The organism is Chryseobacterium sp. PCH239, assembly GCF_018924625.1.
Lineage (GTDB): Bacteria > Bacteroidota > Bacteroidia > Flavobacteriales > Weeksellaceae > Chryseobacterium > Chryseobacterium cucumeris.
In genome coordinates this window covers 3,064,673-3,080,294 of record NZ_CP073027.1, presented here as the reverse complement: position 1 = coordinate 3,080,294, position 15,622 = coordinate 3,064,673, and the positions used below count along the sequence as shown (strand labels likewise).

Here is a 15,622-nt window from a genome sequence, read left to right as displayed (position 1 = left end):
TACAATAAGTCTTTCTTTTGATAATGCTCAATAAATAAAAATATAAATGAAAAAAATAGGTATTATCGCATTGGCGTTCTTTATACAGAATGTTTCTGCACAAACCAACAGATTCGTATATCAGGTGACGATGAAGCCTGATGCGGAAAATAAAACAGATATCAAGACTGAAAATGCTTATCTGGATATTTCTCCGGAGAAATCAGTGTTTTATTCTGAAAACAGAATCAAAAGAGATTCTATTATGCAAAAAGCATTTCAGAGCGGAGGCGGAAGAGCAAGCATCAACAGAGATCAGATGGAAGGATTGAGAACGAATATCAGCTATTCCATTGAAAAAGATAAAACAAATCAAAAGACCTATTTCAAAGACAGAATTGGGCGTGATATTTATTCATATGAAGAAGACAGACCACTGAACTGGAAAATAGAGTCAGAAACGAGAAAAATAGGCGAGTATAAAGTTCAGAAAGCTGAAACTGATTTTGGTGGAAGAAAATGGACGGCGTGGTTTACAACTGACCTACCTTATCAGGACGGACCTTATAAGTTCGGTGGACTTCCGGGACTGATTGTAAAAGTGGAAGATGATAAAGGAGATTATTCTTTTGATTTAATGAAAAATTATAAAATTGCTGAGTTTCCGGCTTTGAACCAGTTTGGAAATACTTTGAAAGTAAAAAGAACAGATTATATCAAGCAGCAGCAAAAATTTAAAGCTGATCCAATGTCGTTTATGAGCCAAAGTGGAGGTGGACAAGGTGGATTTTCTAATACAATAAGAATAGGCGGAGGCGGAAGAGGTCCCGGCGGCGGAAATCAAAATCCTGCCGATATGAGAAAAAGAATGGAAGAAAGGGTGAAAGAAGAGGCTAAGAAAAATTCAAATCCGATCGAATTGCAATAAATAAAAAAGCGGTCTTAAGTCAAGACCGCTTTTTTATATCATTATAATTTTTGATAAAAACTATTTTAATAGCTGGTTGAAAGTATCACCCTGTCTGATATCTCCGGTGTTGTAACCTTTCATAAACCATTCTTTACGCTGTGCAGAAGAGCCGTGAGTAAAACTTTCCTGATTCACATATCCCTGTGCTCTTTTCTGAATATTATCATCGCCAACCGCTTCGGCAGCATCTATGGCAGACTCAATATCTCCTGGTTCCAGAATATGTTTGCTGTCATTGGTTCTTTTTGCCCATACTCCGGCATAGAAATCAGCCTGTAATTCTGTAGCTACGGATACTCTGTTCATCTGCTCTTCGGAATATCTTCCGCTTCTTCTTAACGCATCTACTTTCTGTGTAGTTCCCAAAAGGGTCTGAACATGGTGTCCTACTTCATGCGCAAGAACATAAGCTACTGTAAATTCTGTTACTTTAGCTCCGAATTTTTGCTGAAGTTCACCAAAAAAACTCATATCCATATAGACTTTCTGATCTGCCGGACAATAGAATGGTCCCATAGCAGATTGAGCAGTACCACATGCTGAAGATGTTGTATTTTCGAAAAGAACTACCTGAGGAGCATTGTAAGTCATTCCATTTTCCTTAAAAATCTGATCCCAGGTAAGAATATTCCATTTGGCCATCATATCAACCATTTCTCCAACTTGTTTTTCATCGGCTGTAAGCTCTCTCTGTTCCCCGGAATTTCCTGAAGACTGCATGCCGCCAGAATTCAAAATGCCGGATGGGTCACCTCCCAAAAAGAATACGATGGCTGCTATAATTAAAGTTCCGAGTCCGCCTCCTACAATCATACCGCCACTTCCGCCTCCTGAACCACGGCGGTCATCAACGTTTCCGCCTCTGTCGTCTGTCCATTTCATACTAATAAATTTATGGGTTAATTTAAATATTTTACGCCAGATTATGAGCGAAAATATTTAGATATTTATCTGTTGAGTTGTTTTGTTTTGAGCCAGTAAGAAGTAGATTGATAGGCTGATACAGCATCATCAACCAGTTTCTGATCTGGATCTTTTAATAATTTTTCGTCGTAATACAGTTTAAATTCCGGTTTCAGATCACTTTTTTCCAGTTCCAAAGAATACTGTTTTACCTTTTTAACCGGCGAAATAATAGTCAAACGTTCACCTTTGATAAATCCAAGATCCTGATAGGTTGCCACATAAGCTTTAGGCTGGAATTCAGGTTTAAACACATCCTGACCCAGGAATTTAGATTGATAGTTGAAATTTAATAATCCCATAAGAGTAGGCATTACATCTATCTGAGACATCAGTGCATCAAATTTCTGAGGCTGAATAAATCCTTCAGAGAAAATCATGGCAGGAATTCTGTATTTATCCATTGGAAGTTCTGTTTTCCCGGCGCTGGATGCACAATGGTCTGCAATAATAACAAAAACCGTATTCTTGTACCAATCCTGTTTCTTAGCCATATCAAAGAACAGCTTAAGAGAGTAATCCGTATATTTTACACCGCCTTCACGGGATTTTGCCGTTCCCGGAATATCAATTCTTCCGTCAGGATAAGTAAAAGGTCTGTGGTTGGAAACCGTCATCCAGTGATTGAAAAACGGTTTTCCTGATTTGGCTTCGGCATTCATCACCTGAATAGCTTTTCTTGCCATATCTTCATCAGCAACACCCCAAACATTGGCAAAAGTGATTTCTTCAGGTTTAAAGTTGTTTCTGTCTACAATTCCATAGCCGTTCCCTTCGAAGAAGTCCTGCATATTATCAAAATAGCTGTATCCGCCGTATAAAAACTTGACATCATATCCTTTAGACTTGAAAACACTTCCGGTTGTGAATTTATTTTTATTGTCATCTCTCTTGATGATACTTTCCCCTGCAGTTGGGGGAATACACAATGTTAAAGCTTCCAAGCCGCGTACTGTTCTGTTTCCGGTTGCATACAGATTGGTAAACATGAGAGATTTATCAGCAAGACTGTCCAGGAAAGGAGTGATTTTTTGGGTATTGCCATAATGTTCCATGAAATCTGCAGAAAGACTTTCAATGGAGATTAATACTACATTTTTCTTAACTTCAGGCTGCTCCGCAACGACAGCTCTTGATAAAGTGTTTTGTGCATATTGGCTTAAGAAATTCTTTTCGGCCTGCTGCTGGTTAATCTGCGAGTAGAACTGGAAGTAATCCAGTTCATTATGGGTAAACGCCCAGTAGAACTTAGGAAGTCCGTTGGCTTCAATTTCGTCTGCGAAAACATTGTCAGATTTGATTTGCATCAAAGACGGTATTGCCAGCGCACTTAACGCGCAAAGTACCATAAAACTAGCCAGAAGAAACATTTTTTGTTTAAAGTCCGGAAGTTCCAGCAATTCATCTTTTGTTTTCTTATAAATGAACCACGTGATGGTAAGGGTAACAAGCATGATGGCAGAAAACAATGGAATTACAGGGTAACTTTCCATGATATTCCCAATCACTTCATTGGTATAAATAAGATAGTCTACAGCAATAAAATTATAACGAACTCCAAATTCATTATAGAAGAAGTATTCACTGACTCCGTTGAAAATGATCAGAAGAACGTATAATAATAATGTGATGAAATATAATGTGTTACGTATTTTTATCCTTTGAGTAGGAAGGAAAAGCATCAATCCAAAGAAAAGAGTTTTTATCCCTACGAAAACAAGGGCTATTTCCATGATGGAACCTCCATACTGCTTGAAAATATTGTTCGGCACAAGCCATATATAAAGGAAGAATAGAACCAGAGCACTCAGAATAATGTGTCCGTAAGGTTTTTTATATTTTGAATTGGAAAGAAAGAGGAAGTAAAGAGCGAGAATGGAACTGGCCAGTATGAAAACAAAAATGTCATTCACCAGACCTATCAGCAAAACTTTTACAACTTCGAAAAATCCAAAACTAGCAGTAGTAATAGGATGAAAAAAGAATACGGTTCTTATTATCAACGAAATAATAAGATAGAAAATTCCTAAATACAGGAAGGGTTTTATTTTTTTTAAAAACATGTATTGTCTGTCTTTATTAATTTTCACAAAGATAGTTTTTGTAGGGAACTTTTGACGGAAAAAAAGAAAAACATCCTTTTTATTAATAAGATTTATGAATTATTTATATACTAATAAAAAAGGGACTATTAAAAATAGCCCCTTTATATTGTTAAAGTGAATAAAAAGTTAAGAATGTCCAAAACCGATATTCCCCTTTTTATCAGATAATTTCTTTTTGAAGTCAATCATTCTTAGCGCTGTAACGGCTGCTTCCACCCCTTTGTTTCCAAGATCTCCACCGCTTCTTGCAATAGATTGTTCTTTGTTATCATCTGTTAATACACAGAAGATTGTAGGAGTATCCGTCATGATGTTACAGTCTTTGATTCCCTGCGCTACTGCAGAGCATACATAGTCAAAATGTGGAGTTTCCCCACGGATCACACATCCTATAGAAATTACTGCATCATATTTTCTCTCTTTGCAAAGCTGCATACTAGCATAGCTTAATTCGAAAGCTCCTGGTACAGGGAAAAGTTTGATATTTTCAGGTTTTACCCCTTCTTTTTCAAGGATTTCCAAAGCTGCATCACGAAGATTGTAAGTTACAAAATCATTCCACTCAGAAAAAACAATGCCGATAGAAAAATCTTCGGCATTAGTTATATGAAGTGGCTTGTAATCGGATAGATTAACTGTTGCCATTTTTTAATAATATTTAGTCATTTCGATATAAGAATCAGACATTCCGTTGTCGTAGTCCTGATATTTCTCGTCAATTGCAGAGAAGTATTTTTTAGCTTCTGCATTTTTCTTTAATCCTAAAGCAACAATACCTGCTTTTCTTGTAAAATAATACGTTGTATAAGGATCATCAGATGCTGTAGCAGCCTGATCTAATAAAGAGAGAGCTTCATCATTTTTGTTAAGACCTGATTTTGCATCAGCCATTGCTCCATACTTCATTGCCATCAAGGTTTTGTTTTTGGAAGAGAATTTATCCAAAAGATCATATGCTTCCTGGAATTTTCCTTCTTTGAATTTTAATAAACCAGCATTGTAAGCAGAAAGTTTACCAATTTCAGTAGAAGAATATTCATTAGCTGTACCTATAAAACCAGGATTAGCTGCAGATTTTCCACCTAAGGCATCTTTATCTTTACCTTCCGTAAGATTTTTTTGAGCAGCAAGGAAACTTTTTACAGCCTCAGTGTTCTTTGGAGCAATTACAAATTGCTTATAAGCAAAGAATCCTAAAACTCCTAAAATCAAAGCTCCAAATACAAAACCAAGCGGCTTTGAATATTTTTCAACAAATCTTTCAGTGTTTAAAGCCTCTCTGTCAAGGTCTTTAAAGAACTCAACTGTTTCTTTACCTTCTTGCTCGTTCTGAGCACTCTTTCCCAATTTTGCCATAAGTTTTTAAAAATTGAAATGCAAATTTAATTGTTTCTGAGAGATTTACAAAATACTTTGTGAGTATTATTGACGAAATCTTGTGAATTGTTAATGGTGAATGATGAATTTATTAAAAAAAAGATGCTTCGAGATGCTCAGCATGACACTTCTGATACTGCCTGTTCTAATCTCACAGTAAATGATTAGCGTTGTCATGCTGAACCTGTCGAAGCATATATATTAAATCTTAGTATCCTAAAATATGGTAGATCTCTGCACCGAATTTTTTCAGTTTTTCATCACCCTTCAAGCCTTGCAAACCGATAAGGAAACTAAACTGTGAAACAATTGCTCCTTGCTTTTCTACCAATTTTGCTGCAGCTTCAGTAGTTCCTCCCGTGGCTAAAAGATCATCATGGATTAAAACTCTTTGTCCAGGTTTTATCTGGCCTTCACGGGTTTCAATAATGGCACTTCCATATTCCAGATCATACTTTTCTGAAATAATTGGCGGGGGAAGTTTTCCTGCTTTTCTGATTAGAATAAATGGTACTTCCAATGCCACAGCGATAGCGATTCCAAAAAGGTAACCGCGGCTTTCAATTCCGCAGACTGCATCTATTTTTCCTTTACTGAATGCAACAAGGTCTGCAATGACATCTTCGTAAAGTTTTGGGTCTAAAAAGATAGGTGAAATATCCTTAAACTGGATTCCCGGAATCGGAAAATCAGGGATATTTTCAATTGTTTCTTCTAATCTTTTGATCAGTTCTGCTGAAGCCATTTATTAATTAATTTTATAGCTGGAAATTTTCCAGTCTCCATTTACATTTTTAAGCCCGAAAGTTACTTTTAAAGAAGTTGTCTTCCCACTTTTATCCGTTACATCATAAGTAGCGTTTACGCTCGCACTATTAGCATTAGCTCCACTTGTCGTAATGTTTTTTACATTTACATTTTTTACAGATCCAAAGCCTGAAGTAGGATTTGAGAAAGATTCATAACTTCCCCAGCTTGGATTACTGGCTGTTTCGTATGCTGCTTTTAAGTTTTGAGAACTCACACTGTTCAGGAACTTACTTACTGTATTTTTAGGGTCTGCAGTAGGCTGCTTTGGTGCAGCTGGTGTTGCTGGAGTAGCTGTTGCAGGATCCGTAGTTGCTCCAGGAGTTGCTGTTGGATTGTTTGGATCTATCACTGCGCTTGGTTGCTCTGTCACCGCTGTCGAATCAGTTTTTGGGATGGCAGGAACTTTTAGAGCTGCTGCATTGACATCAAGCCCGATTTTAGACATTTTGAAAGTCTTGGCAGTTGTTTTTACAGAAACCGTGATATCAATTTTATTATCTACTACTTTTGAAGCAGGGATAGAAGAGAACTTTAAATTGAATCCTTTAAAGTTATTATCCTGCATAAGGTTTTTAGCAGTAGCCAATCTTACACCGTTACTGAAGACTTCAAGAGTGGCTTCAAGGCCAGCTCCTGTGAAAGATACAGGGTTTCCGGCTGCATCTACAAGTCTTGGAACAATCTGGATTGCTGTAGGTGCTCCGGTTCCGTCATCTCCCGTAGGTCTTGTCACAAGGCTTAGTGATCCTGCTTTCACATCATTAGGATCGCTTTCTTTAGCTTTATCATCCCCGAAGATATTCATCTCTCCAAGTGATGGTGGGGCAGTACTTGCCCATTCTATTCCGTTTTTCTGAGCCACTTCGTCAGCCAAAGACATGATTTCAGGAACTTTCTTCCCGTTAATCAGTTTTCCAAGGGCTTTTAGCTCATTGATATCACCGTCTGCCTCTACTCCAAATGTTTTAAGGATATAAAGAGCTTCATTAAACTTAATCTGCTTAATGGTAGGTAAACTGGAAGTCATATCATTGATACTTGACTGCAGTGTTTTAGTATTCGTAGCATCTACATGATCTTTCTTACATGCTGTAAAAAGCAACAGACTGAAAACAAGTAGAAAAGAAAACTTTTTCATTTTTATTTGGTTTGTTGCAAATTTAATAAAACCTTTATTAATACTGGATTTTATTTTCACTTTATGTTTTATGGCTTGTTTTATTTCTTTTTCATAATAGCCATAATCCTATATTTTTACTTTTTTTGGGGTTGTTCTTTTAAGTCTCCTTTGAAAAAATTGCTGAAGATGGTCTGCATATTCGGGAATGAAGAATCCTGCCAGTAAGAAGTTTTGTAATTACTGTTTTCTTTATCAAATTTTACTTTTTCAATATCATTGTCGTTGTTAAAGCTAAGTTCTGTAGGATAGAAATTTGTGTAAACGGCAATCTGATTGTATTCGGGTTCGCTTTTGTGTTTAAGCTTAACAAAAACAAGTTCATTGTATTCAAGAAAATCTTTCAATGTCTTTTCTGATCCCTTTTCAAAAGACATATTCAATATGGTTCTGATATCATAAAATCGATATCCGAAAAATGAAAATTCTTTTTCCTGAAGTGCTCCGCCTGTCACCTCAATCTGATCTTTACGATCGCCTTTCAATTCTCTGATGATATTTCTTTTTGTTTTATATTCTTCCGGATTTCCTACATTTTTAAGTTTTGGAATCTGTAGAGAATTTCCATAATCCCATGATGAAGTTTCTTTCTTCTCGTTTTTAGGTTCTGTCAATCTGAAAACCCTGTATTGTTCCACGTTTGTACTTTTTAGCTTTTTTGTTTTGTTGTCAAAAATATAGGTTACAATTCCATCGGTATAACTATTCAGTTTATTATTTACGGTCACGTAAGCATTAAAATTTCCTTTGATAAAAATGTATTTGGCAGGTTTGTTATTTTTGATAACTACGGTTTCAATCTCTTTTACCTGATCATTGATTTTAATAATGGGCTGGTCAAAATCGGAATATGATAAGGTGGCAACAGGAAAATTATTATAGACAAGCTGAAACTTTTCCTGCGAGGGAGATAATGATTGTTTGTCAATCTTGCCTTCAATATCTGAGTATGCCAGAATAGTTCCATCTTTCCCAAACACTGAAACCCTGGGAAGGGGAGCATTACTTTTTTCAGAAACGAAAGTGATGGTCTGTGCAGAAATAAAACTATATAAAAAAGAAAGAATGTGTAAAGGAAAAGTTTGGTTTTCATAGTAAGTTTTTTTAATTGTTGATCCCATCAATGGCGACGAGTTACCTGATATACATAAAAAAAGACTGATTGTTTTAACAATCAGTCTTTTATAATTTTATTTTGTTACAAGTCCTTAGAAAGGATACTCATAAATTTCAGATTCGTGTAAGAATGGGTTTCCTGTAGGAATCAACTTCAGTTTAGATAAAGCTGAAAGTACAGTAAACATAAATAATCCAGCTACGAACAGGATTGCTCCTAGGATTAACAGGAATACTTCAGGAGTGTTCCAGTATGGTCCTACTGTTCCTGGCATTACCATGTTGAAGTAATCTAAGATGTGTCCTAAGATTACTACTACTGCCATTGTAGTAACTACTTTGTAGTTTCTCTTGATGCTGCTGCTTACTAATACCAATAGTGGTAATAAGAAGTTGATGATCAACATCGGTAAGAAAGTAGGAGAATAGTGCTGGAATCTACCGAAGAAGTAGTTAACCTCTTCCGGAACGTTGGCATACCAGTACAACATGAACTGAGCGAACCATGTATATGTCCAAAGCATACTTGTAGCGAAAAGGAATACTCCTAAATCGTGTAAGTGGTTATCATTGAACTGTGGTAAGAAACCATTTTTCTTAAGGTAAACACTTAATAGGATGATTACAGCAATACCACTTGAAAGGCAACTAACCATTGAATACCAGATATACATTGTAGAATACCAGTGAGGGTCAATAGACATTAACCAGTCCCAAGCCCAAGCTGCAGAAGCAAATCCGAAGAATGCAATATATCCTACTGCCCATCTGTAAAGCATTTGATACTCTACTTTAGATTTCGTTTCATCTACTTTCTTAGACTGAGCTTTCAATTTCCAAGCGAAGAAAGAAGCACCAATCACATAGATTAAAGTTCTTACTGCATAGAAAGGAATATTTAAGAATTTTTTCTTTTCAAATAAGATCACATCAAAATGCGGAGAATCCGGGTTTGTCAATTCAGGGTCCATCCAGTGGAATAAGTGACCATTATGAGTGATGTTTAAGATCATCAGGATTACCAGGATTGCACCACCGTAAGGAATATAAGAAGCAATAGCTTCCATTACTCTTGTAATGATGATTGGCCATCCTGCATGGGCAGCGTGCTGAATAGAATAGAAGAATAATACGCAGCAGCTTACTCCAAAGAAAAATACAGCTACAAAATGTATTGCTGCTAAAGGCTGGTTGTGTACCTGCAATGTAGCGTGCTCAAGGTGAGCCGCGTGATCCTGAGGTCCAACCATTTCACTTGAGTGTGTAGGAGCAGTATGACCTGAAGCATGAACAGCTTCCATCATTTGTTCTATTTTCTCAGTAGATATTCCTTTGTTCAAAAAGAAACCAATACCGAAAAGAACTAAACCTACAACAAGAAGTATTATAGAAGTTGATTTTAATTTTGGTGAAAAACTATACATTTCTTTTCTTATTTTTTAGTTTCGGTAGTCGTTTCAGTTGTTGCTGGTGCCGCCGCTGTAGCTGCTGCCGGTGCTGCTGCTCCTTTTTTGAAAGCACTCATCACATACATTGCTACTCTCCATCTGTCTCCTGCGTTCAATTGTCCCGCATAAGATCCCATGGCATTTCTACCGTTTGTTAATACATAATGAACAGATCCTACAGTAATTTCTCTGTCAGCATAGTTGGGTACTCCAGAGAATGCTCCACTTTGAACGATAGGTCCTTGTCCATCACCTCCTGTACCGTGACATGCAGCACAAGTGTGATCAAACAGTATTTTACCTCTTTCAAGATCCTTAGCTGCATTAGCTGGGTTCAAAGGAGATGCTGTAAGTTTTTTAGATGCTTCATACCCTGCGTTGTACTCGTCAACATTCTTAGGTAATAAGCTTTCTTCAAAAACTCCGTCTTTATTCTGAGGAACTGATCCTTCAACCGGAGAAAGACCTGTTGCACCATTATTTTTAACAAAAGCAGGAATTTCATTTTCATGATCTGAATAAGCATCCTGAGCTTTCATCAATGGATCATAAGCTACCGGAAAATACATGTCCGGGAAATATACCAACGGAGTATTCTCCTTTGGTCCGCAAGAGTTAAGTAAAACTGTTGTTAAACCTAAAACCGCTGTAATTTTTAATACATTCTTTTTCATTTTAAGCGTCTTTAACAGTTATTTCTTCAACTCCAGTTTCAATAAGCAACTGTTTTACAGATTCTACATCTTCAGTTACGAATTCCATCATGAATTTATCATCAGTCGTTCTTGGATCCGGGTTCTGAGCAGGAGCTCCTGGATACATTTTGTTTCTAACTAGGAAAGTTAAAGACATCATGTGAGCAGCACAGAATACCATTAATTCGAACATTGGAACTACGAATGCCGGCATGTTGTGTCCCCAGTCAAAAGCTGGTTTACCACCGATATTCTGAGGCCAGTCGTGATTCATCACGTACCAGGTAAGAGTAGCACCAATAGTTACACCATAACAAGCATAGATGAAAGCGGCATCAGAAATTCTAGTTTTCTTTAAACCTAAAGCTTTGTCTAGTCCGTGAACCGGAAACGGAGTATAAACTTCGTTAATTGCGATTCCTTTATCGTTGAATGCTTTAACGCCGTTCATTAAATCGTCGTCGTCAGCATAAAGTCCGTATACAATTTTAGTGGTGCTCATCTCCTTCTTTTGCTTTATAAGTTTCACCTGAGATTTTCAAAATCGATTTTAATTCAGCCTGTGCAATTACAGGGAATGTTCTTGCATATAATAAGAATAATACAGAGAAGAATCCGATCGTTCCTAAGTATACACCCACATCAATGATCGTTGGCTTAAACATTGTCCATGATCCTGGTAAGTAGTCTCTTGAAAGGTTGATAACGATGATATCAAAACGCTCGAACCACATACCGATGTTGATGATCAATGCAACGATGAATGTCCAGATAATGTTCGTTCTTAGTCTCTTGAACCAGAAAGAAGCAGGAATAACAAGGTTACAGATGATCAATGACCAGAATGCCCACCAGTAAGGTCCTACAGCAGCACCCGGAGAAAGATATGTGAAATCTTCGAATCTAGATCCTGAGTACCATCCGATGAAATATTCAGTTGCGTAAGCTACAGTTACCATACCACCGGTTAAGATGATTACGATGTTCATAATTTCGATATGATACATTGTAATATACTCTTCTAAGTGACACACTTTTCTTGCAACCAACAATAGGGTCTGTACCATTGCAAATCCTGAGAATATTGCACCAGCAACGAAGTAAGGAGGATAGATTGTTGAGTGCCATCCTTTAATTACTGAAGTTGCGAAGTCAAATGATACGGTAGTGTGTACTGAGAATACAAGTGGAGTTGCCAAACCTGCAAGAACCAAAGAAAGTTCTTCAAATCTTTGCCAGTGTTTTGCTTTACCACCCCAACCGAATGCAAGGAATGTATAAATTTTCTTAGTCCAAGGAGTTTTAGCTCTATCTCTGATCATTGCAAAGTCAGGGATAAGTCCCATAAACCAGAATACAGTTGATACTGAGAAATACGTAGAGATCGCAAATACGTCCCAAAGTAGAGGAGAGTTGAAGTTCCCCCAAAGAGAACCGAATTGGTTTGGTAAAGGGAATACCCAGTATCCAACCCAAACTCTACCCATGTGGATTACAGGGAAGATTGCTGCCTGTACAACCGCAAAGATCGTCATCGCCTCTGCTGATCTGTTTACAGACATTCTCCATCTCTGTCTAAATAATAATAATACTGCGGAGATTAGGGTCCCGGCGTGACCGATACCTACCCACCATACGAAGTTGGTAATATCCCAACCCCAGTTAATAGTTCTGTTAAGCCCCCATGCTCCAATACCTGTCCCGATAGTGTAAGCGATACAGCCGAATCCATAGAGGAATAGAACTAGTGCAGCATATAATGAGATCCACCATAATTTACCTGCTCTTTCTTCGATAGGTCGTGCGATATCTTCTGTAATATCGTGATAAGTTTTGTGACCAATAATTAGAGGTTCCCTTATCGGAGCTTCGTAATGTCCTGACATTTTTTACCTATTTATTATTTAAACTTTATTTTTCTACTCTGTTTCTTACTTTAGTGTGATAGAACACGTTTGGTTTTGTTCCGATCTCCTCTAGTAAATAATATCTTCTGTTAGATGCATACTGCTTTCTAATTGAAGAATCTTTATCATTCATGTCTCCAAATGTCATTGCTCCAGTAGAACAAGCTTTAGAACAAGCAGTCTGGAATTCTCCATCCTTCACTCTTCTTCCTTCTTTCTTAGCCTCAAGAATAGTATTCTGAGTCATTTGGATACACATTGAACATTTCTCCATTACCCCTCTAGTTCTTACAACTACATCCGGGTTAAGTACCATTCTTCCTAAATCGTTGTTCATGTTGAAATCGAACTTGTCATTTAGGTTATAAGTAAACCAGTTGAAACGTCTTACTTTGTACGGACAGTTGTTTGCACAATATCTGGTACCGATACATCTGTTGTAAGCCATATGGTTTTGACCTTGCTTACCGTGTGAAGTAGCCGCTACCGGACATACAGTTTCACATGGAGCGTGGTTACAGTGCTGACACATTACTGGCTGGAAGATTACATCCGGGTTGTCTGCTGGGTGGTTTAATGCACCTCCTTCTTTGTTGAATGCAGTACCGTATAATTCTGGTACAGCCATTCCTTCTTTCAATCCTTCGTATACTTCTACCGTTTGTCTTGAAGAATAGTAACGGTCAATTCTTAACCAGTACATATCTCTGGACATTCTTACTTCTTCTTTCCCTACTACAGGAACGTTGTTTTCTGCCTGACAAGCAATAATACATGCTCCACAACCAGTACAAGAGTTCAGGTCGATAGATAAGTTAAAGTGAGGACCATCTGTATCATCAAAAGCATCCCAAAGGTCGATTTTTCTCGCTGGAAGTGCTCCGCTGATCGTGTGGTATTCCAAAGGTTTGTTCCATCCTTTGTGTTCATCATCGAAAGCTACGTTGATGAAATCTGCCAAAGGAACTTCCTTCGCGATTTCATAACGACCCATCAATGTATTTTGAAGCTGGATACCTGCGAACTCGTGATCTTCTCCTGTTTTCTCAATTTTAACACCTGAAAGCACAAGGTTAGAACCGTCAAATAAAGGATAAGCATTTACTCCAGTATCAGCAGTTGCTCCTGAGTTTTTCTTACCATAACCAAGTGCAAGACCTACAGATCCTTCGGCTTGTCCTGGTTGTACGAATACAGGAACGTTTTCTATTTTAACTCCGTTTACAGTAAGGTTTACAATAGAACCATCTAACTGCATTCTCGCGTTAAGATCGTTGTCAATTGCAAATTTCTCTGCATCTTTAGGAGAAATTGTAAGGTAGTTATCCCAAGACATTCTTGTGATTGGGTCAGGTAACTCTTGTAACCAAGGGTTGTTTGCCTGAGTACCGTCTCCCATTGAAGTCTTAGTGTATAATACTAATTCTAATTCAGAAGCTTTAAAGTTTCCTAGTTCAGCAACAGCCTGAGCAGCGTTTCCTCCTGCATAAGCTAAAGTAGTTGCGTTGGTAGAAGCGTTGATACCGTTGTACAATGCTTTGTTGAAAGAAGTACCACCTAAAAGAGAAGCAGAGCTTGCTTTTAAATAATCGTAGTAGTTGTTTGCTGCATTGTTTTTACCATTCTTCCAAACCAATAAAGATTCTTCAATCTGTCTTGATTTGTAGATTTTCTGAATTGTTGGCTGCATTAATGAATATACACCAGTCTGTGGTTCGATATCTCCCCAAGACTCTAGCCAGTTCGCTACCGGAATGACAGCTTTCGCTGCTTTGTACATTTCATTTTTCTTATCTGCTACAGCAACTACGTAAGGAACTTTTGATAACGATTTTTTGAAATCTTCTCCTTTTGGATGAGAGTAGATAGGGTCCACGTTGTTTGTAATCAATACACCAACTTGTCCACCGTTTACCCATCCTAAGAATTCCTGGTATTTAGCAGCGTTGAATTCTTTAAGGAAGTTTGCCTTACCTGTGAAAGCTACTGAGCCTAATTTTTGGTTGATTAAGTGTGCTAAAACCTGTGCTCCTTTAGAACCGTCAGCGAAAACAACAGCTTTGCTTCCTTTTGCTTTCAATTCATTAGCAATTTCAGTTGCAGTCTTATCAGTAGTACCACCACCTACGATTGCATTGTAAACTTCCACTAAAGTTTTGTTTACAGCACTTGGTTTTAATCTGTATCTCGAGTCAGCGTTAGCTCCAGTTAATGACATGTTAGACTCCACCTGAATGTGTCTCAACATGCTTGCTCCTGGTTTTCTAGCTGCTGCATAAGAAGTCTCTAAGCTTGAAGCGTTATAATCTCCTAAGAAATCAGCCTGGAAAGAAACTACCAATTCAGAACCGTTAAGGTCATAAACAGGTAATGCTCTTTGTCCGAATACTTCCTGTGCTGCATCTAATCCTGCAGAGTAAGGGAATGCATCATAAGTTACTAATTCCGCTGTAGGATATTTAGCTTTGAATTCAGCGAATAACTTTTTGAAAGTTGGTGAAGGAAAAGAGTGTGATAAAACCACAATCTTTTTGCCTGACGCTTTAGCTTCTTCCAACCCTTTGATAACGAAACTGTCTACTTTATCGAAAGTTTCATCTTTACCGTCTAGTTTAGGCTGCTTTACTTTATCGTTATCATAAAGAGAAAGTACACTTGCCTGAGCTCTTGCGTTAGTTTTACCTAAATCACCACCAGCCGGGTTGGGTTCAATTTTGATAGGTCTACCTTCACGGGTTTTTACTAAAACACTAGCAAAGTCGAAACCGTCAAAATAAGTTGAAGCGTAATAATTAGGGATTCCCGGAATAATATCATGCGGCTTTACCACATAAGGAATCGTTTTGATTACCGGAGCTTCGCAGGCAGCTAATGTTACTGCTGCTGTAGAGAACCCTAGTAATTTAAGGAAATCTCTTCTTGAAGTACTAGATCCGTTTTTCTCAGCATCTCCAAGGAAATCTTCTACCGGAATTTCTTCCTGAAACTCTTTCTGAGCCAGCTTATTATTCAAAGCTGGATCTTTAAGTTCATGAATACTTCTGAATTGTATTTTGTTTGAAGCCATTTATACTT

Annotated in this window: 13 protein-coding genes; 1 reads left to right on the top strand and 12 read right to left on the bottom strand. The window is 37.6% G+C overall.

The features are described 5' to 3' along the window. Window positions 1–46: 46 nt before the first annotated feature. Window positions 47–907 (top strand): GLPGLI family protein, encoded by an 861-nt coding sequence (locus KBP46_RS14215; protein ID WP_120232422.1) that lies wholly within the window; start codon window positions 47–49, stop codon window positions 905–907. A 60-nt stretch (window positions 908–967) separates the two neighbouring features. Here the strand turns inward: KBP46_RS14215 and KBP46_RS14210 are convergent, their stop codons facing one another. The 12 genes from KBP46_RS14210 to KBP46_RS14155 form a co-directional block, all read right to left on the bottom strand. Beyond that, the gene (locus KBP46_RS14210; protein ID WP_216443519.1) at window positions 968–1,831 is read right to left on the bottom strand and encodes a neutral zinc metallopeptidase; all 864 of its coding nucleotides are present in this window, start codon (window positions 1,829–1,831) and stop codon (window positions 968–970) included. Window positions 1,832–1,896: 65 nt separating this feature from the next. Then, window positions 1,897–3,975 carry an alkaline phosphatase family protein gene (locus tag KBP46_RS14205; protein WP_216445489.1) on the bottom strand — a complete coding sequence of 693 codons (2,079 nt, stop codon included), beginning with the start codon at window positions 3,973–3,975 and terminating at the stop codon, window positions 1,897–1,899. Between the two features lie 168 nt (window positions 3,976–4,143). Continuing rightward, window positions 4,144–4,662: a 6,7-dimethyl-8-ribityllumazine synthase gene (ribH, locus tag KBP46_RS14200; RefSeq protein WP_034691815.1), complete on the bottom strand. Its 519-nt coding sequence runs from the start codon at window positions 4,660–4,662 to the stop codon at window positions 4,144–4,146. 3 nt (window positions 4,663–4,665) lie between these two features. After that, window positions 4,666–5,373, bottom strand: a complete 708-nt coding sequence (locus tag KBP46_RS14195; protein WP_062673110.1) for a hypothetical protein — start codon at window positions 5,371–5,373, stop codon at window positions 4,666–4,668. 229 nt (window positions 5,374–5,602) lie between these two features. Then, on the bottom strand, window positions 5,603–6,139 hold the full coding sequence (locus KBP46_RS14190; protein ID WP_216443518.1) for an adenine phosphoribosyltransferase: 537 nt from the start codon (window positions 6,137–6,139) through the stop codon (window positions 5,603–5,605). A gap of 3 nt (window positions 6,140–6,142) precedes the next feature. Next, entirely contained in the window at window positions 6,143–7,342 is a 1,200-nt protein-coding gene (locus KBP46_RS14185; protein WP_062673114.1) for an NTF2-like N-terminal transpeptidase, read from the bottom strand. A gap of 116 nt (window positions 7,343–7,458) precedes the next feature. Next, complete coding sequence (locus KBP46_RS14180; RefSeq protein ID WP_216443517.1) at window positions 7,459–8,502, bottom strand: hypothetical protein; 1,044 nt, start codon at window positions 8,500–8,502, stop codon at window positions 7,459–7,461. Window positions 8,503–8,589: 87 nt separating this feature from the next. Further along, entirely contained in the window at window positions 8,590–9,921 is a 1,332-nt protein-coding gene (locus KBP46_RS14175) for a hypothetical protein (protein ID WP_034691800.1), read from the bottom strand. Window positions 9,922–9,929: 8 nt separating this feature from the next. Continuing rightward, on the bottom strand, window positions 9,930–10,619 hold the full coding sequence (locus tag KBP46_RS14170; protein WP_034691797.1) for a cytochrome c: 690 nt from the start codon (window positions 10,617–10,619) through the stop codon (window positions 9,930–9,932). 1 nt (window position 10,620) lies between these two features. After that, entirely contained in the window at window positions 10,621–11,142 is a 522-nt protein-coding gene (locus KBP46_RS14165) for a DUF3341 domain-containing protein (RefSeq protein ID WP_027371993.1), read from the bottom strand. Continuing rightward, window positions 11,129–12,526 (bottom strand): NrfD/PsrC family molybdoenzyme membrane anchor subunit, encoded by a 1,398-nt coding sequence (gene nrfD / locus KBP46_RS14160; protein WP_034691792.1) that lies wholly within the window; start codon window positions 12,524–12,526, stop codon window positions 11,129–11,131. The genes KBP46_RS14165 and nrfD overlap by 14 nt, the downstream gene beginning before the upstream one ends. A gap of 25 nt (window positions 12,527–12,551) precedes the next feature. After that, window positions 12,552–15,614 (bottom strand): TAT-variant-translocated molybdopterin oxidoreductase, encoded by a 3,063-nt coding sequence (locus KBP46_RS14155; protein WP_123278637.1) that lies wholly within the window; start codon window positions 15,612–15,614, stop codon window positions 12,552–12,554. Window positions 15,615–15,622 lie beyond the last annotated feature (8 nt).

Excerpts from the sequence above, each read along its gene's own strand:
- KBP46_RS14215 (WP_120232422.1), top strand. The coding sequence starts at position 47 with ATGAAAAAAATAGGTATTATCGCATTGGCGTTCTTTATACAGAATGTT.
- KBP46_RS14210 (WP_216443519.1), bottom strand. The coding sequence starts at position 1,831 with ATGAAATGGACAGACGACAGAGGCGGAAACGTTGATGACCGCCGTGGT.
- KBP46_RS14205 (WP_216445489.1), bottom strand. The coding sequence starts at position 3,975 with ATGTTTTTAAAAAAAATAAAACCCTTCCTGTATTTAGGAATTTTCTAT.
- ribH (WP_034691815.1), bottom strand. The coding sequence starts at position 4,662 with ATGGCAACAGTTAATCTATCCGATTACAAGCCACTTCATATAACTAAT.
- KBP46_RS14195 (WP_062673110.1), bottom strand. The coding sequence starts at position 5,373 with ATGGCAAAATTGGGAAAGAGTGCTCAGAACGAGCAAGAAGGTAAAGAA.
- KBP46_RS14190 (WP_216443518.1), bottom strand. The coding sequence starts at position 6,139 with ATGGCTTCAGCAGAACTGATCAAAAGATTAGAAGAAACAATTGAAAAT.
- KBP46_RS14185 (WP_062673114.1), bottom strand. The coding sequence starts at position 7,342 with ATGAAAAAGTTTTCTTTTCTACTTGTTTTCAGTCTGTTGCTTTTTACA.
- KBP46_RS14180 (WP_216443517.1), bottom strand. The coding sequence starts at position 8,502 with ATGGGATCAACAATTAAAAAAACTTACTATGAAAACCAAACTTTTCCT.
- KBP46_RS14175 (WP_034691800.1), bottom strand. The coding sequence starts at position 9,921 with ATGTATAGTTTTTCACCAAAATTAAAATCAACTTCTATAATACTTCTT.
- KBP46_RS14170 (WP_034691797.1), bottom strand. The coding sequence starts at position 10,619 with ATGAAAAAGAATGTATTAAAAATTACAGCGGTTTTAGGTTTAACAACA.
- KBP46_RS14165 (WP_027371993.1), bottom strand. The coding sequence starts at position 11,142 with ATGAGCACCACTAAAATTGTATACGGACTTTATGCTGACGACGACGAT.
- nrfD (WP_034691792.1), bottom strand. The coding sequence starts at position 12,526 with ATGTCAGGACATTACGAAGCTCCGATAAGGGAACCTCTAATTATTGGT.
- KBP46_RS14155 (WP_123278637.1), bottom strand. The coding sequence starts at position 15,614 with ATGGCTTCAAACAAAATACAATTCAGAAGTATTCATGAACTTAAAGAT.